The sequence below is a fragment of the Metabacillus arenae genome (assembly GCF_014773385.1).
Classification (GTDB): Bacteria; Bacillota; Bacilli; order Bacillales; family Bacillaceae; genus Metabacillus_D; species Metabacillus_D arenae.
This window is the reverse complement of the sequence record NZ_JACXAI010000038.1, coordinates 20,574-41,067: the sequence shown is the minus strand read 5'-3', so window position 1 is coordinate 41,067 and position 20,494 is coordinate 20,574. Positions and strand designations below refer to the sequence as shown.

The 20,494-nt window shown below is 39.0% G+C and carries 15 protein-coding genes; 5 read left to right on the top strand and 10 right to left on the bottom strand.

The annotated features are described in order from the left end of the window. Nucleotides 1–257: 257 nt before the first annotated feature. The gene (locus tag IC621_RS22020) at nucleotides 258–1,184 is read left to right on the top strand and encodes a patatin-like phospholipase family protein (protein WP_191161486.1); all 927 of its coding nucleotides are present in this window, start codon (nucleotides 258–260) and stop codon (nucleotides 1,182–1,184) included. A 301-nt stretch (nucleotides 1,185–1,485) separates the two neighbouring features. On the opposite strand, the gene IC621_RS22015 is transcribed toward IC621_RS22020, so the two are convergent. The 9 genes from IC621_RS22015 to IC621_RS21975 form a co-directional block, all read right to left on the bottom strand. Next, nucleotides 1,486–2,571 carry a hypothetical protein gene (locus IC621_RS22015; protein ID WP_191161484.1) on the bottom strand — a complete coding sequence of 362 codons (1,086 nt, stop codon included), beginning with the start codon at nucleotides 2,569–2,571 and terminating at the stop codon, nucleotides 1,486–1,488. A 617-nt stretch (nucleotides 2,572–3,188) separates the two neighbouring features. Then, a complete protein-coding gene (locus IC621_RS22010) occupies nucleotides 3,189–4,205 on the bottom strand; it encodes a 4-hydroxythreonine-4-phosphate dehydrogenase PdxA (protein ID WP_191161482.1) in 1,017 nt (338 codons plus the stop codon). Nucleotides 4,206–4,246: 41 nt separating this feature from the next. Then, nucleotides 4,247–5,749, bottom strand: coding sequence for a tripartite tricarboxylate transporter permease (locus tag IC621_RS22005; RefSeq protein WP_191161480.1), 1,503 nt, complete (start codon nucleotides 5,747–5,749; stop codon nucleotides 4,247–4,249). Between the two features lie 181 nt (nucleotides 5,750–5,930). Beyond that, nucleotides 5,931–6,452 carry a tripartite tricarboxylate transporter TctB family protein gene (locus IC621_RS22000; RefSeq protein WP_191161477.1) on the bottom strand — a complete coding sequence of 174 codons (522 nt, stop codon included), beginning with the start codon at nucleotides 6,450–6,452 and terminating at the stop codon, nucleotides 5,931–5,933. Nucleotides 6,453–6,473: 21 nt separating this feature from the next. After that, nucleotides 6,474–7,466 (bottom strand): Bug family tripartite tricarboxylate transporter substrate binding protein, encoded by a 993-nt coding sequence (locus IC621_RS21995; protein ID WP_191161475.1) that lies wholly within the window; start codon nucleotides 7,464–7,466, stop codon nucleotides 6,474–6,476. A 46-nt stretch (nucleotides 7,467–7,512) separates the two neighbouring features. Continuing rightward, nucleotides 7,513–8,982 (bottom strand): alpha-ketoglutaric semialdehyde dehydrogenase GucD, encoded by a 1,470-nt coding sequence (gene gucD / locus IC621_RS21990; RefSeq protein WP_191161473.1) that lies wholly within the window; start codon nucleotides 8,980–8,982, stop codon nucleotides 7,513–7,515. 198 nt (nucleotides 8,983–9,180) lie between these two features. Then, nucleotides 9,181–10,131 (bottom strand): U32 family peptidase, encoded by a 951-nt coding sequence (locus IC621_RS21985; protein WP_396653101.1) that lies wholly within the window; start codon nucleotides 10,129–10,131, stop codon nucleotides 9,181–9,183. Between the two features lie 25 nt (nucleotides 10,132–10,156). Continuing rightward, nucleotides 10,157–11,359, bottom strand: coding sequence for an L-rhamnonate dehydratase (gene rhmD / locus IC621_RS21980; RefSeq protein WP_191161469.1), 1,203 nt, complete (start codon nucleotides 11,357–11,359; stop codon nucleotides 10,157–10,159). Nucleotides 11,360–11,380: 21 nt separating this feature from the next. After that, nucleotides 11,381–12,157 carry an IclR family transcriptional regulator gene (locus IC621_RS21975; RefSeq protein WP_191161467.1) on the bottom strand — a complete coding sequence of 259 codons (777 nt, stop codon included), beginning with the start codon at nucleotides 12,155–12,157 and terminating at the stop codon, nucleotides 11,381–11,383. 476 nt (nucleotides 12,158–12,633) lie between these two features. Here IC621_RS21975 and IC621_RS21970 point away from each other — a divergent pair, with 476 nt between their 5' ends. From IC621_RS21970 to IC621_RS21960, 3 genes are all read left to right on the top strand, one after another. Beyond that, complete coding sequence (locus IC621_RS21970; protein ID WP_191161465.1) at nucleotides 12,634–14,751, top strand: BglG family transcription antiterminator; 2,118 nt, start codon at nucleotides 12,634–12,636, stop codon at nucleotides 14,749–14,751. A gap of 16 nt (nucleotides 14,752–14,767) precedes the next feature. Beyond that, complete coding sequence (locus IC621_RS21965; protein WP_191161463.1) at nucleotides 14,768–15,037, top strand: PTS sugar transporter subunit IIB; 270 nt, start codon at nucleotides 14,768–14,770, stop codon at nucleotides 15,035–15,037. A 203-nt stretch (nucleotides 15,038–15,240) separates the two neighbouring features. After that, a complete protein-coding gene (locus IC621_RS21960) occupies nucleotides 15,241–16,503 on the top strand; it encodes a PTS ascorbate transporter subunit IIC (RefSeq protein ID WP_191161462.1) in 1,263 nt (420 codons plus the stop codon). A 503-nt stretch (nucleotides 16,504–17,006) separates the two neighbouring features. Here IC621_RS21960 and IC621_RS21955 read toward each other — a convergent pair. Then, nucleotides 17,007–17,816, bottom strand: coding sequence for an HAD-IIA family hydrolase (locus IC621_RS21955; protein ID WP_191161461.1), 810 nt, complete (start codon nucleotides 17,814–17,816; stop codon nucleotides 17,007–17,009). 994 nt (nucleotides 17,817–18,810) lie between these two features. Here IC621_RS21955 and IC621_RS21950 point away from each other — a divergent pair. Further along, nucleotides 18,811–20,481, top strand: a complete 1,671-nt coding sequence (locus IC621_RS21950) for a hypothetical protein (RefSeq protein ID WP_191161460.1) — start codon at nucleotides 18,811–18,813, stop codon at nucleotides 20,479–20,481. Nucleotides 20,482–20,494 lie beyond the last annotated feature (13 nt).

The following is a 20,494-nucleotide window of genomic DNA, read 5'->3' as shown; positions in this document are numbered from 1 at the left end:
CTGTTTAAGATGTTAAATTTTTTTGTTGTAAAACCTCGTACAATGACTGTTTATTTCATTACAAAGGCTACTTAAATTTCTTTGCTTGTCACTTTTAGAGAAAAGAAATAGCCATCCTTTGCGCTGCCTCATCCCCTCCCAATTACCCGTCAACCTTAATAAAAAGGTGATAAATGACTCAATTAACATAAAATTGAAGGACTTTTTTGTAATTTTATGAAATTATAGAGGAAGAAATCGACGAAGAGGTGACAATATTGAAGGCAGATGGTGTTTTTGAAGGCGGAGGGATACGGGGAATTGCCTTTGCTGGAGCGATACAAGCAATGGAGGAGAAAAACGTTGAGTGGCAAAGATTAGCTGGAACCTCGGCGGGGGCTGTGATTGCGGCACTAATAGCAGCCGGCTATAAAAGCCATGATATTAGCGAGAGCCTGGGTGGAATGGACTACTCTAAATTTCGTGGCAAGACCATTTTGAATCGGATTCCTCTTATCGGCAGCTTTCTAGAACTAATGATTCATCTAGGAATTTATAAAAACGATTATTTGGAAGCTTGGGTAGACACAATGCTTGCTAAAAAAAACATTCACACGTTTGCTGATCTTCCTGATGGAAAATTGAAAATTATCGCATCGGATATTTCAAACGGCCAAATCCTTATTTTACCTGACGATTTGCACCGCTACGAAATGACGCCAAAGGATTTAAAAATTTCAAAGGCTGTCATGATGAGTGCTTCAATGCCATTTTTCTTCCGGCCGGTTATCTGGAAATCTAATCTTCCACACAAATCTTATATACTAGATGGCGGATTGCTTAGCAACTTTCCCATCTGGATATTTGATACAGATGAACCACGTTTTCCAACATTCGGTTTTCGATTTATAAAGGAAGAAATCAACATGGGATCTGTTATCCCAACGCCCATTCACCTTTTCAAAAACATATTTAAAACGATGCTTCAAGCTCATGACCTCCGCCATATGAACGAAGAAACAAAAAAACGTACGATTCTCATTCCGACCGATGGGATCACAGCTACTGATTTTGATCTGAGTACCGAAGAAATCGCATTCCTCTATGATTCTGGCTATTCATCAGCAAAAGAATTTTTGTCGAAGTGGGATTTTGAGGAATACAAAGCGATACGCAAAGAAATGGAAAAGAAGAAAAGAAATTAGGTATTGATGAAATCAGCAACTTAGCTGATTTCTTTTTATAATAGCCAACCTTTTTCTTTAGGTGCAATTATTTCGATAATGGCGCAATTATACTGCTTACGGTGCAATTAATCAGTTAACGATGCAATTATTTCGATCACGGTGCATTATTCAGCGTGACGGTACAATTATCCAGGTGAGCAGCGCTTTAAAGAACTTAAACGCTGATTATATAATAAAAGCAAGTTATCAAGCTGGAGTTAATGATAACATTAAGACGATTTTTCCTTTTAACTTTGGAAAAATCGTCTATTATTGGTTTTTATGCCGGGTTACTTCTTCTGCAATGGGCGCATTGCCCTCTGCGCCGATAATAGTAAGCAACGGCAGCTAGGCCGAGAGCCGCTCCCCAAGGTACCCAGAAAACCATAGGTCCAACAGCACCCCAGATTTGGCTTACTATTATATTATCCACTGGCATGAGCCCAAGTGTAACGGTAAAAAATGCGAAGGTAAAGACAAAACCCGCAGCAGTTACTGCAATGGCTACAAGAGAAGCAGGAATCACAGCAAGCAGGATTGGCACCCTCCTGCTGCCAATGATCGGAAACCAGCTCGGAAATACCTCCCCCCACTTCTGAATCAATCCAAGCGTTAGGAGACCCCCGCCTATACATACAGAGCCAAATACCCATTCTGTAATATGGTGTGTTGGATTTACGCTTGAAAAATCCTCCAGGAACTTTGGATCAACACCAAATGGTATACCCAGCGCCCAGGCAAATCGCGAAAGTGCATAAGGGAGCGGAGCTAACGCAGCGATATACGTAATTGGCCGAGCCCATTGAACGAGCAGAATTTTTTTGCCGTCTTCTGTCCGACCGCAATGTTCGCAGGCATTACTTGTTGTTCGCTGGTAAGCAATAGCAGTAAAGCTCCAAACAAGTGCACCCATAATACAAATAATTTGATTGAACATCATCCAGTTAAAGTCAAATTTAAATAAAAATGCATAGGCCATCACCATAATCAGGCTGATATCAGGTATAAAGAGCAGTAACGAAACAGCAAACCCCCAAGCATAGGTGAGGATCAACCACTTTGGAAAGACCCTCACCCTCGGCATCTGCATGGCGATACCTATAAATATGCCCAGGATACTAAGGACCACAAACACGGCACTGGCTGCTTTAACCGGCAGATAAGTGACCATTGCCCTAAACAAGTCCATGCTTGCATCAAAGGGATATCCCGCCCCTCCCAGCAGCCAATAGAGATGCATAGCCCCATAAAGGACTGACCACAGGATGGCAATACGTCCAATCCAAGATGGCCAGCTTTTAAAACCCATTCCAACATTTTTCTCCATCTGAGACGAAGTTGAATTCATTACTGTTTTGGAATCCATTAAACATACACACCCTTTTGTTTTTACTTTTCATCAACATTCAAGCAGCTATTTCTTAAAGGAATTGAAGTAATTTCAACCATGCTTCCATACTAACCACTGAAGCTTAAAATGATGGCCAGCGTTGTTTAAGTTTTGTTTAATTTTTTTGGGATCTTATTGAACAACAGATTACCTTGATGTGTGGTTTTGTATTGAGAAAGATGTTATAGGATAGTTTTCCTAAGGAAATTCCAAAAAAAAACCGATTCTCACTTTTTGATAAGAGGATCGGTTTCTGCTTAAATTACTTAGAGAAAAAATTAATCTTTAAACCAAATCAGGTTACTTTTCAAAATCGGCAACCTTTATGGTGTATAATCATTCCATCATATAAGTATTTAATTAATGGCTCTATTCAAAGCAATTGCTACTTTTTAATATTCTGATCAGAAGAGTATACGGGCACAATGACCGCTTTGGGTGACCGTTTTTCCTTTTTAAGTGTCGGCGGGCATCATACTCTTCTTTTGGTGACAGACTGCTCTTTTCCCAAGTGATTGTTATAGTAACCAAATCAACAAGGACCCATTCAAAGTTTACGAAAACAGTCTAATTAAAAACCCGCCTTTTCACTATCATCTAGCCAGTGTCGATTTCTCACTTACCATCTTTACAGCTAATTTCATAGCATGAATTGTGGCTCCAGGGTTCGCTGTTCCTTTCCCAGCAATATCATGTGCCGTACCATGGGCTGGAGTAGCTAACACAACTGGCAAACCGCCATTTACCGTTACCCCTTTATTGAAGCCAAGCATTTTCATTCCTGTTTGTGCCTGGTCATGGTACATTGCGAGTAAACAGTCGAAGCTTTGTTCTTTTTGAAGCCTCAAAAAGACTGTATCAGAAGGGTATGGTCCTTCAACTTGAATTCCTAGATCTCGAGCTTCTGCGATAGCTGGTTGAATAATGTCGATTTCTTCCTTTCCAATTAAGCCGCCGTCACCAGCATGAGGATTCAGTGCACATACCGCAATTACAGGGTTCTCAAATCCTGCCCTTTTTAAATTTTGTTCAGCAAATTTTATCACTTCAATGACTCGTTCCTTTGTTATTTTCTCAGCTACATCCTTAAGAGGGATATGCGATGTAGCACGAGTTACCCACAAGTCTTCCATCACATTAATTTCTCCGAAGCCCGATTTATAGTCGAAGAGGGATGCTAATAAATGAATATCGTCTTCAAATAAATAGCCGCCTTTATATAGGGCGTCCTTATTTAAAGGACCATATACGATCCCATCCAGCAATTTGTCCTTTGCTAAATCAACAGCATAGGTTAATAGTTTACCAGAAGCTGCTCCAGCTAAAGCTGAAACGTTCCCAAGCTCGTAATCCTCAGGTGAAAGAGAAGGATAATGCAGCAAATAAACATTATTTGCATGCCGATCGATTTCAGATATATGCTTAACCGATTTATAATTTATTTCGGTATTCGCAATTTCACTGCCTTGCTTAAAAATCCGTTCATCACCAATTAATACCCAATGTGCCTTTTCTCTAACAGATTCATCTTGAATCGCTTTTGCTATCAATTCTGATCCAATTCCTGTTGCATCTCCATACAACAATCCCATTACAGGCTTTTTACTCAACATAATCCCTCCAATATTTATTTTAAGGTTCCCATAATACCTTAGGTTGGAATCCCGGTATTTTCATCGTTTTTCTTCCTAAACCTCGCCTTTATCAAAGGGAAAATCAATGCAATAAGAGCAATGGCTAAAAGCGTAACACTTATAGGTCGGGTGAAAAATACGCTATAGTCACCACTAGACATTTCTAGTGATCTTCTAAACTCTGCTTCGCCTATTGGTCCCAGCACTAACCCTAAAATAATAGGAGCAAGTGGTAATTTAATTTTTTCAAACAGGTAACCTAGAATTCCAAAAAGAAACATGATCATGACATCGAAATAAGAGTTCCGAACTGAAAATGTCCCAATTGTACACAGAATTACGATAATCGGTCCCATGATATGATAGGGAATGACTGTGATTTTTGAAAATAAACGGATAAAGGGCTTTGATAAAATCAAAATCAATAAATTAGCTACTAATATCCCGATAAAAATGGTGTACATCAGTTCTTTATTCGTATTAAAAAGCATCGGACCAGGCTGCATTCCGTGAAGGATGAATGCCCCTAGAATAACAGCTGTGGTTGCACTTCCAGGAATACCCAAAGCTAATAAAGGAACCATTGCTCCGACTGCTGCTGCATTATTAGCTGTTTCAGGTGCAGAAACCCCTTCAGGTATACCTGTCCCATATTCCTTTTTGTTTTTAGACCAACGAACCGCTTCACTATAGCTTAATATAGAGGCTGTAGTTGCTCCCACCCCTGGCAGAATCCCAATAAATACACCTAACAAGGAGGATCGGGCAATCACTTTATAAATCCTTTTAAAAATTTCTATTTCGAAAATCTTTGTTTTAATTTTACCAAATGACTTTTGTTCTACATTCTGCTCCCTCGATTTTCTTAGAAATTCCGAGATTGCAAACAATCCAATTAATACTGGAATAAGCCCAATACCGGATAGCAAAGCAGGCTCACCAAAAGTAAACCTCTCTGTACCAGTTAGCGCATCCAATCCAAATGTTGCTAAAAATAATCCAATCAAAACAGCAATTAAGCCTTTAATTAAATCGCCTCCACTTAATGAGGCTACGACAGTCAAGCCTAACACTGCTAATGCAAAGTATTCCGGAGAAGAAAATTTCAAGGCAGATTGTGCTAATAATGGGGTTAAGAATATTAAGAAAATAGTTCCTATTAACCCTCCAATAGCTGAACTAAATATACTGACTCCTAAAGCTGTTCCTGCCTGCCCTTTTTGAGCCATAGGATAACCATCAAAAACAGTTGCAATCGCTTCAGGAGTTCCAGGAGTTCGAAACAAGATGGCACTTATTGAACCCGAAAAGACTGAAGAAGCATAGATTGCAGTTAGCAAGAGAAATGCGGCAGCAGGATCCATTGTATAGGTGATGGGCAACAGAATTATAACGAGCATCGTCCCGCTAATACCTGGTATCGCTCCACCTAAGAACCCGATTAATGTTGCAACTACTAAAATTAATAGATTAACAGGCTGTAATACGCTTGATAAGCCGCCCAGTAACCCTTCCATCATCATAAACACCCCCGAGCTTTTTATTCACAGCTGTTTCGTAATCTTAGCTGGGATTGATAAGTATTTATCCTTTCGAATACTTTTATCTCTCGGAGACGGGAGGTAGAAAGTGAGAGTTGCAGTATTCGGAGACATTATCTTTTATATATCGAAAGCAACTATCTTAGAGAAAAGACCCTGATTAATAGATCAATGAACTTAAATAGCGAAAGACCCCGACCCCTCTAGGAAAGTTAATGGCCAAAGCTGATATAAATAATGCCGTGATTAGAACAGTGGCAATAACAGATAACAGTATGGACTTTCCCCAGGATGAAATACCTAATAGAAAAGAAATCACAGCAATGTACAAAAATGTTGATAAAATAAAACCTAATATAGGTATAGCCACTAAATAAAGAAACAAACTACTGACAATAGATACACCAAACACAGAAGCAAGACTAGATACTTCCTTTTCTTCTCCGCTTACTTTCTCCATTAACTCTTCATCATCTTCAAATATGATTTCCTTTTTTGAAAACTTTGTTCTTAAGGCTAAGCATACCGAAAGAATGATCATGCTAATTAAAATCACATTAGGCCAAAAAGACGGCCCAATGGAATAAGTTGATTGAGACTGATCCATACCTTGGGAAAGGAGCAGGAAGACAATAGAAAACGCTAAAACCGATCCTGAGAGAATATAATTTTGTTTCGTCATGTACTCTCACCTCACCCGTAATTATTGAAGTTCCTTTACGATCCCTTCAAACATTTTTATGTTTTTTTCTAATTCCGCCTTGTAATCTTCTCTGTTCATCCAACCCGGTCGCAAATCTAAAAATGAAGCTTTTTCATATTCTTTATATGCCTTTGTTTCAGAAGCTTTTTTGATGGCATCTTCCAGCTTTTTAACAATCGCTGGATCTGCTCCTTCTTTAATAAAGAAACCCCTTTCATTTCCGAGCGTTAAATCCCAGCCTTTTTCAACTGATGTTGGTACATTGGGAAAAGCCTCAAGCTTATCTTTAGACAACACCAACAGCGGGGTTACTTCTTCTCCTTCGTAAAGAGAATTTGCTGGTCCAGGCTCATCGAAAATTGCATCCAAATGCCCTCCCAATAATCCTGCATGATTTTCACCAGACCCTTTCATTGGTACAAAGTTTAAATCAACACCTGTTTCCTTTTCAAACAGACTTGTTGTGATTTCATCCATTCCGAGAGCACCTGTACCGCCTATTTTTAGTTTGCCGGGATTTTTTTTAGCAGCAGCTATAAATTCCTCGATGTTACTAAACGAACCTTTTTTAACCCATAAAATATAAGTATCATTTTGCACACGGGCAATAGGTGTGAAGCTGTCTAAACCATGCTCATTTGTACCTGCAGCTGTTGTGATCGGAAACGCTGAATCTGCCACAAGTGTGTATCCATCAGCCTGCTGACTATAAGCACTTTGGAGGGCTACAACTCCTGCTCCACCTTCTTGATTCACAATATTTATATTAGTATCTAAGATTGTTTCCAGTTCCTTAGCAATAGCTCTTGCAAATTGGTCTGTTCCCCCGCCTGCTCCATGGCCTACAAGAATTTCAATATTTCTTTCGGGATAGGAAGCTGCAGCACCCCCTTCTCCACTCGTTGATTTACTTTCTCCAGCACCGCATCCTGCCAATAACATCCCAATTACTAGTGAAATAACGGCTAGCCATGCTCTCTTTTTTACTATCATAGACTTTTCTCCCCATTCATTTTTTAATAGTCTCAAGCGTATTTCTTTATTCTTGAATGTATACAGTCTTTATAGAAGTAAAAAATTCAATTGCTGCTTGGCCTTGCTCTCTGGAATGTGAGCTTGACTGCTTCATCCCGCCGAACGGGACCTGGTACTCCACACCGGCTGTTTCAGCATTCACACGAATTAGCCCGACCTCGATATCTTGAATAAAATGAATCACACTTCCTATATTTTCAGTAAATATAGAAGCACTTAACCCAAACTTGACATCATTGGCTTGTTCAATCGCTTCGCGGAATGAAGAAAATTTAGTCAAAGCAATGACAGGGCCAAATATCTCCTCCTGGGCAATCGTCATCGTAGAACGAACATTTTCAAACACTGCTGGCTCCACGTAATATCCAAAGCGATAATCGCCTTCTAAAAGTCTGTTCCCTCCATATATAAGGTCTGCTCCTTCTTCTATTCCTTTTCGTATATAGGACAATACAGACTCCATTTGTTTTTGGCTGGCACAAGGGCCCAGCCAAGTTTGCGAATCCAAACCATTACCAACTATTAGTTTAGCAACCTCCTCCAGCAATTCCTTTTTAAAAGATTCATAGATTCGTTCATGGACAAAAACTTTGCTAGTCGCTGTACATTTCTGACCAGTAGATTTCATTCCCCCGTTTATTGTTGCTTGAACAGCTCTAGGGATATCTGCATCTTCTAAAACAATAATCGGATTTTTCCCGCCCATTTCCAGTTGATATTTCGTTCCTCTATCAAATGCTGCTTTCCCTATTGCTTTTCCAACCGCATTTGACCCGGTAAACGTTATTCCATTAATACCAGAGTGTTCTGAGATTTCCTTTCCTACTACACTTCCTGATCCATGAACAAGGTTCATGACTCCATTCGGCAGATTTGCTCTTTCCATGCATTCAACTAATTTTGTTGCCGTAAATGATGCTTCTTGTGCCGGCTTAAAAATAACCGTATTTCCGTAAATGAAAGCCGGTGCTATTTTCCATGCAGGAATTGCAATTGGGAAGTTCCATGGAGTGATGACGGCTACGGTTCCTAATGGGGCTCTCGTCGTGAACATAAGAGCATTTTTTGCTGTCGAAGGCACGACATCCCCAACTTTTCGCACTCCTTCTCCTGCATAATATTTAAAAATATCAATCGCCCGCTGCACTTCACCTTGAGACTCAGGATATGTTTTTCCCATCTCTTGAGTCATGATGGTTGCAATATCATTCTTTGCCTTTTCTAATTCTCCTGCTATTTTATATAGATACTCACCTCGGACTGCACCAGACAATTCCCGCCATGATTTTTTTGCCTTATTAGCAGATTCTACTGCATGATTTACATCGTTTATTGTTGAGTTTTGTAAATAGGAGATGATTTCCCCATTCGCTGGGTTAATATTTTCTAATACACCCCCCTTTTCGGATGACACCCATTCTCCATTAATAAAATTCAAACACTTTGAAGTCTTTTCTAGGGTAGACTCAGTCATAGAAATCCCTCCTTAATTGACATTCGCTTTTTTCTATGAGACTTTTTAGTAAATGCAATCGGTGAATCGCCGATTGCATTTAGTCACACTCTGAACTCCTATCTCAAGAGATCCTGACACACAGAAGTAGATTTTTAATTGCACCGTTACTCGGATTTTTGCACCGTTACCCGAATAATTCCTCGGTTACCCAGCGAATTAAAGAACTTTTTTCATTGTAGTATTTACTGGGATCCCAAGCCCCTCAGCACCTTTTTTTGATATAACAGCATCTGGACAGTATTTCTCAATAATTTGCATACCCAGGGCTGCGCGATGTACTCTTTCTTTGCATAGATCAATATTAAGTGCTTCTAAATGTTTACCAGATGGATACACATCAGGATGATTTTTTAATCCGAACTTGATGTATACAGGAGCCAATATACGGATAAGCTCTGGAATTTCGTAATGGCGAATAAACCCGCCAAAGTTATCAGGGACTTCAACATATAAATCTATTGGAATATCAACTGCTTGCCGAATAGCTGCTAATTTGGGAAGAGTCAGTGCAGTTGGGACATTGTAGGTATCCGCTCCAATATCTTGCATCAATTTAATAGATACAGGATTTGAAGCCATCATTTGAACCGATACCTTTATGACGAAGTTCTGTGGAAGAAGACCTTTATGTTTCATTTCTTTTGTTAATAAAAGAAGGCCCTCATCTGCCACTAATGCACCTCTTAATCCCAGCCGCGCTCCTCGTTGTAAATCCTCCATCGCATAAACTAGCTGGTCAATGCCTTCGTGTCTTAAAGCAACAACTTTTCCAGAAGTCGTAAAAGGCTGAGCACTAATATCAAAGGTTCCTCTCGGACCAGTGAAAAGGCTTAATTCCATCTCTTGTTCGGAGCACATATCACACATATTTGTAATTTCATCATCGGTTAACATCATTATTCCACTACCTTGGGAAACCCGGTGTATAGGAACCTTAAGCCTCTCATTTTCTTCTAATAAGGCTTCGAGAGCTAGAGGTCCTTCTACGCTTGGAATTTCGATTCGATATTGTGCCCCATCTGGGAAGCGCTTACAAGAAGAAGGCAGATTATATAAATCACCACTTGGAAACCCCAGTGATGTCAATAGTTCTTTTGATGCTTCCATCACCATCATCCTTTAATTAGTAGTTTTAAGAATGGATTTTATTTGAAGACTTTGTTATTTCGATAAGACCTGCTTCTTTATTTAATTCGACCCCGAAGCCCGGAGCATCACTTAGCTTTAATCGGCCGTTCTTAGGTGTTGGTTCATCTTTTATGAGAGGATAATATTGAGGTACTACACTTTTGGCATCCGGGCTTACCATTAAGTATTCTGCAAATGGGCTGTTGTTTTTCGTAATAACGTAGTGATAGCTGTAAACTCCGCTTCCATGAGGTACGACCATTTTTCCGAAGCTCTCAGCTAAATTACCAATCTTAATTAACTCGGTAATGCCCCCGCACCAGCCTACATCCGGCTGTATAATATCAAGATCACAAAACTCTAGTAACATTCTGAATCCATACCGTGCTGCATCATGTTCCCCGCCCGTGACCATCATTTTATTGCCAGCACTCTTTTTCAGTTCGCGATAGCTCCAATAATCCTCAGGATTAAAGCATTCTTCAACCCACTTAAAACCAAGCTCTTCTGATTTTGCCATCAGTTTCTTAGCGTATGGAAGATCTAATGCCATCCAGCAATCCCACATCAGCCAGAAATCCTCACCAACACGCTCCCGCATTGCTTCAGCCTGTTCAATATTTCTTCTTAACCCTTCCTCCCCATCTGCTTGACCATATGTTAAGGTCATCTTCCCGCCGATAAAGCCCATTTCTTTCGCTAAATCCGGACGAGGACCTGTCGCATAAAACTCAATTTCCTCTCTTACCTTTCCTCCTATCATCGAGTAAACCGGCTCACTGCGAACGCGGCCCAACAAATCCCACAGTGCTAAATCAACAGCTGATATCGCATTCATGACAAGACCTTTTCTTCCGTAATACATCGAAGAACGGTACATTTGATCCCACATTTTTTCGATATTTTCCACTGGCTGACCTACAATAAAACGGTCTAGATGGTTTTTAATAATCCATGCAGCAGGATATCCACCCGTTGAGATTCCAAAGCCGATTTCTCCTGTATCCGCTTCTACTTCTACGACTATGGTTTTCAAAGCATTGATTCCAAAGCTTGTACGTGTTTTTTTATACTCAGGGTATATGCTCATCGGTGTTGCGATTTGTTGGACAATCCAATGGTCCTGGTCTTGGTCGTGGTAATCTGCCCCTCCTCCTTCAACGACATAAGCCCTGATATCAATAATTTTTGACCTAAGTTTGCTCATTTTTATTCTCCTTTCCGTTTTTTATTTTGTATTTGTTGGAACAGTGTAGCCTGCATGCTTGGACAACCTATGAGAAAGGTTCAGAATTTCCTCCTTCGCTTCTTCTTTTTTCTGCTCCCAGTTAATCGTCATGATTGTAAAACTCACAGCAGCAATCATCTTTTTTTCATAATTATAGATTGGAGCTGCTACACAATGAAAACCCTCTGAGGCCTCTTGATTCTCGATAGCAAACCCATTCTTTTTTGCTAATTGAATATTTTGATAAAGATCTTCAACGGTTGTCATCGTAAATGGTGTTTTTGGTTCCAGCTCACCAGAAGGATAAATGGCCGTCAATTCAGAATGTGTATATTGAGATAATTGCATTTTTCCAATGGCGGAAGCATATGCAGGGAAACGCATGCCTGGATCCGTAATAAGGCGAACTCTTGAATCCCCTTCCATTTTTCCTAAGTAGACAACATTTCCATCTTCAAGGATTCCTAACTGTATATGTTCATTGATTTTCGCAACTGAACTAGCAGCTTCTTTGTAAAAGGATTGAAGGATATTAAATTGGCTGAAATAAGCAGCACTTAGTGCGCCTATTGCAGGCCCTAGTGTATAAGCATCTCCTTTTTCCTTTGTAACCCAACCTAATGCTTCTAATGTATGAAGAAGAGAAAACAAAGAACTTTTATTAATGCTTAAACTTTTTGAAATGTCAACCAACCTTAGTTGGTTAGGATTTTGAGCAATTTCATTTAATACTCGACTTGCCTTCTCTATGGCTGGCACCCAATATTTTTCAGCCATACGTTTTCTAACCCCCTTTTTAAGTTTATTATAGTAAACTTAGTTTTTTATATTGAACCTAAGATCATATTAGCATATTTTGAATAATTGTCAAACATTTTTGAAAATTAAAACACAATTTTTTATCACTTTAATTGTTGTAAAAAAAACTCAAGCTAGAAAGTCAGCTTGCAAGAATAATTACCATTTAAACCTATATGTGCATCCCCTTTTTATTCTCCGTTTTCCTATCCTTTAGCGGTACCCAAAGATTATTTAAGATTGTACTTTCAGCTGCTTCATCCATGCCCCAAAGTAATGATTATTATTTAGGTTCAACTCTTGCAATAAATCCCTTACAACATTTGGACTTATATTTGTGTATAGAGACAGTATACTAAGGATATGAAGAGATCACTCTCTTTTTAAAAAGTATCATTCTTGCAAACTTCATGAAGGGTTTCTTGCAACATGCTCCCATAAGGAGGAGGGTGCTGATGACATTAGATCACCGCTGCATAGAGATTTTAACCAAGATCATTCAAACACCGCGTTATGTACAGACTTCAGAAATTATGGAAGGACTGAACATTTCAAAGCGAACAGTTTATTATGATGTTGAGAAAATTAATGATTGGTTAAAAGACAACCATTTTGAACCGCTTAGCTATGTCCGTTCTGCAGGATTTTATGTATCAGATGAAGCCCGCATACAAATTAAACAAACGGTTAATCAACTAGAACATCAGCAAATATACGAGTATTCTCCTCAGGAGAGGGAGGCATGGGCAGTTATCCTGATACTCACCCGTGAAAAACGGATTTTATTGCAAACGTTTCTAGATCGCTTTCATGTAAGCAGAAGTACAATCCTCGCTGATTTGAAGCAGGTCAAACGGGATTTACGCAGCTATCAAGTGACTTTGAATTTCAAAAAAGAAATAGGCTATTATATTTCGGGTTCAGAGCAGAACAAAAGGAAAGTGTTGGTTGCCTATATAACTCAACTCATCAATACTCATGGCTGGAGTCATCTTTTATCGGATATTCAGAGAGGGATTGAATCGGGTGGTCTTCTTTCTCCAAATGTGTTTAGCCGGCTTACGTTCGAACAGATTTACAACATCCTAAATGAAGCGGAGCAAGTGATTGGAGTTCGGTATGCGGACGATGTGATCCGTCATTTGAGCCTGCACATTGTCTCGTTTACAAAACGGTTCACACAAGGGAAATATGTATCAATGGATGCGGTAGAAAAAGAAGTGATCGAGAAAACGAGGGAATTTGAAGCGGCAAAATATATTTGTCAAAAGATTGAAAGCGTTTCCTCGGTTTCCATACCAGAAGATGAAATTTTCTATATGACCACCTACCTGCTTGGAGCAAAGATAAGTGAGTATGAACACGAACCACCTGAAGATCTGGATGCTCTTAATCTTAAACAAATTATTAGGAATATGGTCGATGATTTTCAAACATATGCATGTGTTCTATTTGAAAAAAGAGTAGATCTTGAGAAAAATCTATTTCTTCATTTAAAGCCAGCCTACTATCGGACGAAATATGGCATTGAATTAGAAAATGCACTTACTGAGTCGGTCAAGTCTAAATATGAGGATATTTATGTCTTAACTGAAAAGGTCATACATCATTTTGAATATGTTCTTGGTAAGAAAATTTCCAATGATGAAATCGCGTATGTGGCCATGCACTTTGGCGGCTGGATCGAAAAAGAAGGCGTTGTTGTTCAAACTAGAAAGAAAGCAGTTGTGGTGTGTGCAAGCGGAATTGGAACATCCCGGCTTGTTCAGAAGCAAATGGAAGACTTAATTCCTTCTTTAGATGTTGTGGATGTAATGACAAGAAGAGAATATGAAAATAGCCAGCTGGATAATATTGATTTTATTATTTCAACTACACCTGTAGAAAAAAAAAGAGATGTGCCTTTATTCATCGTAAGTCCCATTTTATCTAATGCAGAGAAAACGACTTTGCTTGCACAAATCCAATCAACACCAGAGAAAGCACAGACAGATCAGGTCGATTCCTTACTTGCCATTATGAAAAAGCACGGTGTCATCACCGATGAACAAGCATTGCAGCAGGAGCTGAAGCAATACTTCATAACCAATCAAACCGCACTAAAAGAGGTGAGAAAAAAACCGATGCTACATGAAATTTTAACAAAAGAGACGATTCAGTTTGTGGATAAAGTGGAGAATTGGCAAGAAGCAATAAGGCTTAGTGCAGAGCCTTTGCTAACAAACGGAAGCATACGTAAGGATTATGTTGACGCAATGATTCTCAATATAGAAAAGCTTGGGCCGTATGTTGTCATTGCGCCGAAAATTGCTCTTCCCCATGCCCGGCCTGAGGAGGGTGTGAACAGCATCGGAATGAGCTTTTTAAGAATAAAAGAGGGCTGTTCATTCTCTGAAAAGCCTGAACATCGTGTAAACCTAGTCTTTGTGCTTGCAGCTATAGATAATGAAACCCATTTAAAAGCTTTATCACAATTCTCAACCATGCTTTCAGATTCCGGCAACCTTGAAAAACTGGAACAAGCTGAAACGTCTTCAGATGTATTAACAATTATCCAAAAATATTCAAATTAATAGGAGGAAAATAAAAATGAAAAAGATTTTAGTAGTATGTGGAAACGGATTAGGAAGCAGTTTTATTGTAGAGATGAATGTGAAGTCTATCTTAGGTGATTTGGGAGTTCAAGCTGAGGTGTCTCATACTGATTTAACAACTAGTAAATCAGAGAAAGCTGATTTATATATTGGATCAAAGGATTTAGTTGAATCTCTTGATGATGGTACAAGAACGGTTGAAGGCCTAACAAATATTTTAGATCAAAACGAGCTTAGAAGCGTGCTGGAAAAGCATCTTTTATAAAGGCTGTTTTCACAAACTTTGTTGCTATTTTTGCAAAGTGATGATTTCGAAAGTTAAAGTATCTGCCCGGGGTGGGAGATCGGAGGTAGACTAGAAGCAATCGGGGATTTACCGATTGCCTTTATTCAAACATTCTATTTTATCTCAAATACAACAATCTTTTAAAAATGAGTTTTTTTAAAAGTGATTGGGAGGGTTTTTAAATGATTGATTTTATTATGAAGGATGTACTGGGGACCCCTGCCATTCTTGTAGGATTGTTTGCCTTTTTTGGATTGATTCTGCAGAAAAAAGGAGTTGCTGACACCGTTTCAGGAACATTAAAAACGATCATGGGTTTTGTCATCCTTGGGGCTGGGGCAACAATATTAATCGGCGCCCTTGATATCTTCGGAAAAATGTTTGAAAAAGCATTCAGCATTCAAGGGATTATCCCAAACAACGAAGCCATTGTTGCCATTGCCCAAGAAAGCCTTGGAACGGAAACAGCGATGATTATGCTGTTCGGAATGCTTGTGAACATTTTAATCGCACGGTTTACACCTTTTAAGTACATTTTCTTAACAGGGCATCATACGTTATTTATGGCATGTTTAATTTCAGCTGTATTTGCAACAGGCGGAGTAACAGGTGTTCCATTAATTATTATTGGATCTCTTATACTAGGAAGCTTAATGGTATTCATGCCTGCGATCTTGCAGCCATATATGAGACAGATCACTGGAAATGACAATCTTGCACTAGGTCACTTTGGATCATTCGGTTATTTTACCTCTGCATTTGTGGCAAAACGGGTTGGTGACAAGTCTAAATCAACAGAGGACATTAAAGTTCCTAAATCATTAGGATTCTTACGTGATACATCTGTCGCAATGAGTTTAACGATGACCATTTTGTTCCTAATTGTGGCTCCATTAGCAGGTAAAACGTTTGTCGAAGCTGAACTAAGCGGCGGTACAAACTTTCTCGTCTTCTCCTTTATGCAAGCGATCACATTTGCAGCTGGTGTCTATATTGTGCTTGCCGGGGTAAGGATGTTAATCGCTGAAATTGTCCCTGCCTTTAAAGGAATTGCCGATAAAGTGGTGAAGGATGCAAAGCCTGCATTAGATGCACCTGCTGTGTTTCCTTTTGCTCCCAATGCTGTAATCATTGGATTTTTATCAAGCTTTATCGCAGGTATTCTATCAATGTTTATTCTTCCTTTACTCGGATTGAAAATTATTGTACCAGGATTAATTCCGCATTTCTTTACAGGAGCAGCTGCCGGTGTATTCGGAAACGCAACAGGCGGCAGACGAGGAGCGATTATTGGAGCTTTTGCAAACGGCCTTTTAATCTCTTTTTTACCAGCACTATTGCTGCCAGTACTAGGCTCGCTCGGCTTTGAAGGAACAACCTTCGGAGATTCGGATTTTGGTATTGTTGGAATTTTATTATCCTATTTGATTCAATTGTTTACCTGATCACACATAGTGATTCTGACATAAGCGGGGGGTTTCTTTATCCCCTATTGATGGTCAGTCTCTCTTCGTAATGACCACAATGGACCTTAAGGCCCATTGAATGCGGGTCACACAGACGTTGCCACAATTGGTGCAGCATTGCTTCATGATTGGCTGCCCATTTGAGATAAAAGCCTTGAGTTCTCTTTACGAGACCAAGGCTTTTTTAGAGAAGGAAAGGACTATTTTTTCACTTTTATTAATAAGTCCCATCTTTCCTTCCATGAAAAAACCTGAGTCCATGTATGTCGGTTAGGTTCTTATAATAGCTTTCCTTCTATGGTTGGATATTGCTGTTTCAAGTGTATTATTTTCAGCAATTAACAATACTTTTTCGTTTTCATAAAAAAAGCAGCTTTTTCCAAGAATTATTGCAATCACAAACTCTTCAATCGGTATCTTCTAACCCTTGCTTCTACATAGGCGATCCTTTGTTTGCGAAAATAGATTTTGCATAGGTTCCCCTAATTTAGTTGGATTAAATCATGGATAGACTCCACGATATAATTAGGTTTACTTCGTGTTAATACAATGTCCAACTGCTCTTTTTTTGTATTGCCTGAAAGAACGAGCATCGTTTTCATTGAGTGCATTTGACCCATGAAAATATCAGATTCAACACTGTCCCCAATCATCAGGCACCTCTCAGGTAATTGTTCTAACCGCTCTAATGCAGCCTCTGCCATAAATGTAGATGGTTTTCCAAAAGTCATTTCTGTCTTTCTTCCTGTTGATGCTTCGATTGCTCCGATCATTCCAGCTACATCTATGGAAAGACCACTTTTAGCAGGAAACATCTTGTCTGTGTTTGTAGCTAGTATTCTAGCACCGGCTCGTACGGCTTGAAATGCACAATTCAAGTCATGATAAGTAAGGGTTTCATGCAGAGTAATGACGAGAAAGTCAGCCTCTTCTGGAACTGTCGCAATTGAAATACCATGTGTCTCAAGCTCCTCCTGCAAGCCTGGATCTCCAAACGGCCATACACGACTTGCCGGGTAATGTTTTTTGAGAAAGCGAGCTGTTACGGTTGAAGATAAGATAATTTCGTCCTCAACAGCTGCAATTCCAAGTTTTTTCAGTTTATCACAACACATTCTTCTCGAATAATTCCCTCGATTGCTGACGAAAACGAGCTGTTTTTGGTTTGATTTAATGTAAGCCACCGCTTGATCTGCTCCTGGTATCAGAGAATCTCCCTTAAAAATTGTCCCGTCAAGGTCAATCAAAAATCCGTCTACTTCCTCTAAGAAACTTGCATTTGTGGTCATCATGTTCTGCCTCCAATTTTATAGAACGAAAATACAGCTCGCCCGTCTATCGGCGACAAGCACAAGACAAGACGCTTACAGGTTGTTCTTTAACCTTCTTGACGGATTGACTTGTGACCTCGAGCCGATGGCGCAACGAAAACTTACTTTAACACTTTAACCATCTTTAATTTTCTTATCCTCTTAAAAAACCCGCTATTGCGGATTCAAAATCTAACCCTTCATATTTATTGCAAGACGAATAACATTCCACGAAAGCTTCAGCTCATTTTCATACGTACAACTAATGGGTAAATTCAATGAACATACATTTTTCTTGCCTTAGCATACACCCTGCTTCACAGCCTCTTGCAGTCTTCTACCCATACATACAAGATAAGATTGAAGCTTGATTGTTCATTCTTCCACTTAATTTGTACGTATAAGATATAAGTAAATCTTAACACCCACTAGTTTTTTTTCAACTAAAATTTCAGAAGAATTTATTAACTCTTCTTTAGTCTGCTTCTAAAGATAAACTTTTTAATGGTTTTAATCTTCCATTTCAGCGAAGTATAATATCTAAAAACCCTACTAAACGTTGATCTTAATCCTTCAAAATTAGTATATTTTACATATTTATCGCTTCAATTTTATTTCCCCAAATAGATTATGCACAGACCCAAACTAGTGTAAGACCTGTACGTATGAATTTTAAATTTATCTAACACATCTAAAAAGTACATTTTCACTAAAGAATGTCCACGATGTAAATCAATATTTTTTTCATAGTAATTCAATACTTGAAATACTTTAATTAGTAGGATGGGAGGACCCATGGATGTGATGAACGATTAGCTAAAATCATTTTTTCACTGAGATTTTGGATGGGATCATAATTCCCCATGTAAATGTTATTTCTTTATATTGCAAGAATAAGTCTAATGAAACTTTTCATTCATGTACACCGTATAAAAAAGTAAATAAAGTGTGAGACATCTTTGAAAGGAGACTCTTTATGGGAAACATATTTCTATTTTCACTCATTGTTGGGGTAGTTTCTGCCCTCATCCTAATACCTATATCTAAGAATAAAAAAGAGGGAAAATTCTCAATATCGAGAGGCCATATTACTGAAGTTATTCTTATCGTACTAGGCGTGTTTGCCTTCTATTATTTTAGTAATATCGATCGGAACCTCTCTTCTTTGTGGGTGTTCGTCATTATCATTACTGGAGCAGGAGCATTAATTGCCTCTGGGAAGGAAAGGATGATAAAAACAGCCCTCTTCGCAGGAAGTCTTCTCATCGGAGCTTATTTTCTAACGGCTGTTTTTTTTAATGCCGATGAAAAATATGAGCATACAAAAATGCAAGAAAAAGTGGAAATTGAAGCCTTTGATGAGGCCGAAACCCCGGCAAGCGTTCCGCCTAAGTTTGCTCGAAACAAAATGAAAAAAGCATTCGGCCAAGTTCCGAATACAAGCTATTACGAGCTTGGTAATCTGCAAATCCAAAAAGTAAACGGGGAATTTGTATACATTGCTCCTGTGGAATTTTCCGGATTTTTCAAATGGTTAAATGGGGATCAGACACCTGGTTATTTTACGTTAAGTGCAACTGATTCTTCAGCTAATCCTAAATTTATGAAGACAGATATGGTTTACACCCCTTCCTCCTATTTCAATAAAAATATTGAACGTCATATTAGGATGAATTATCCAAACCATATTTTTTATGGGGAACCACAATTAGAAATTAATGATCATGGAAAACCTTATTACATTCGTACATTTGGTGAGTTTGTATCTGCCAGAAACGGATTCGCTGCGAAAGGTCTTGTTGTCGTGGATCCTAGCAACGGAAAAATGAATTCTTATAATCTTGCAGATGTCCCTGAATTTATTGATGGCGCCGTATCACCTGAAGCTGTCAGCCTGCAAAATAGCTACTTCGGAAACTATGTCCACGGATTTTGGAACAGTAAATTCGGTAAATCAGATGTGAAGCTCCCTTCAGATGAAGGAACGGAAGCGAATGTCATCCCGATATTTGATGCAAAAGGAGAAATGTATTATTTCACCGATTTTACAAGTCCAAAGGAAGGTGTCGATTCGATGCTAGGTTACTCGCTAACAAACGCAAGAACCGGGAAAGCGACCTATTACACTGGTAACCTAGAAGAATCCTACATGGATTCAAAGGGGGCACTGCAAATTATAGAGAAGAAATTCATTGAGAAGAAATGGGGTGGAGAAATGCCGGTTCTCTATAATTTCTACGGAGAGGCCAGCTGGTTAACACCTGTAATGGACTCTAACGGCTTTCTTCAAAACTACTTTATTGTATCTGCAGCTAATCCGGAAATTTCTGCGTTTGCAAATACCCCAAATGAAGCGTTAAAGCAATATAAAACGGCCTTGCAAAGAGGGGGAAGTACGGTAGATGGCAGCTCCAATGCTGAAGAAAAACAAATGAACGGAACGGTAGTAAGAGTCTATAAAGAAAAGTCAGGGGACTTCACAATCGTTTCTTTCTTATTAGACAACCGTCAAAATTATACGATTTCATCTGAAACAAACCCACTCGCAATCTACCTGCAGGAAGGTGATAAGGTAAAGGTTACCTACTTAGAAACAGGTGAGGTATTTCTTCCAGCAAAAGAAATCGAAATTGAAGGTCTGGAATAATCAAATCTAAAAC

Excerpts from the sequence above, each read along its gene's own strand:
- IC621_RS21955 (WP_191161461.1), bottom strand. The coding sequence starts at position 17,816 with ATGATGACCACAAATGCAAGTTTCTTAGAGGAAGTAGACGGATTTTTG.
- IC621_RS21975 (WP_191161467.1), bottom strand. The coding sequence starts at position 12,157 with ATGGCTGAAAAATATTGGGTGCCAGCCATAGAGAAGGCAAGTCGAGTA.
- IC621_RS21970 (WP_191161465.1), top strand. The coding sequence starts at position 12,634 with ATGACATTAGATCACCGCTGCATAGAGATTTTAACCAAGATCATTCAA.
- gucD (WP_191161473.1), bottom strand. The coding sequence starts at position 8,982 with ATGACTGAGTCTACCCTAGAAAAGACTTCAAAGTGTTTGAATTTTATT.
- IC621_RS21960 (WP_191161462.1), top strand. The coding sequence starts at position 15,241 with ATGATTGATTTTATTATGAAGGATGTACTGGGGACCCCTGCCATTCTT.
- IC621_RS22005 (WP_191161480.1), bottom strand. The coding sequence starts at position 5,749 with ATGATGGAAGGGTTACTGGGCGGCTTATCAAGCGTATTACAGCCTGTT.
- IC621_RS22015 (WP_191161484.1), bottom strand. The coding sequence starts at position 2,571 with ATGGATTCCAAAACAGTAATGAATTCAACTTCGTCTCAGATGGAGAAA.
- IC621_RS21995 (WP_191161475.1), bottom strand. The coding sequence starts at position 7,466 with ATGATAGTAAAAAAGAGAGCATGGCTAGCCGTTATTTCACTAGTAATT.
- IC621_RS21985 (WP_396653101.1), bottom strand. The coding sequence starts at position 10,131 with ATGGAAGCATCAAAAGAACTATTGACATCACTGGGGTTTCCAAGTGGT.
- IC621_RS22000 (WP_191161477.1), bottom strand. The coding sequence starts at position 6,452 with ATGACGAAACAAAATTATATTCTCTCAGGATCGGTTTTAGCGTTTTCT.
- rhmD (WP_191161469.1), bottom strand. The coding sequence starts at position 11,359 with ATGAGCAAACTTAGGTCAAAAATTATTGATATCAGGGCTTATGTCGTT.
- IC621_RS21965 (WP_191161463.1), top strand. The coding sequence starts at position 14,768 with ATGAAAAAGATTTTAGTAGTATGTGGAAACGGATTAGGAAGCAGTTTT.
- IC621_RS21950 (WP_191161460.1), top strand. The coding sequence starts at position 18,811 with ATGGGAAACATATTTCTATTTTCACTCATTGTTGGGGTAGTTTCTGCC.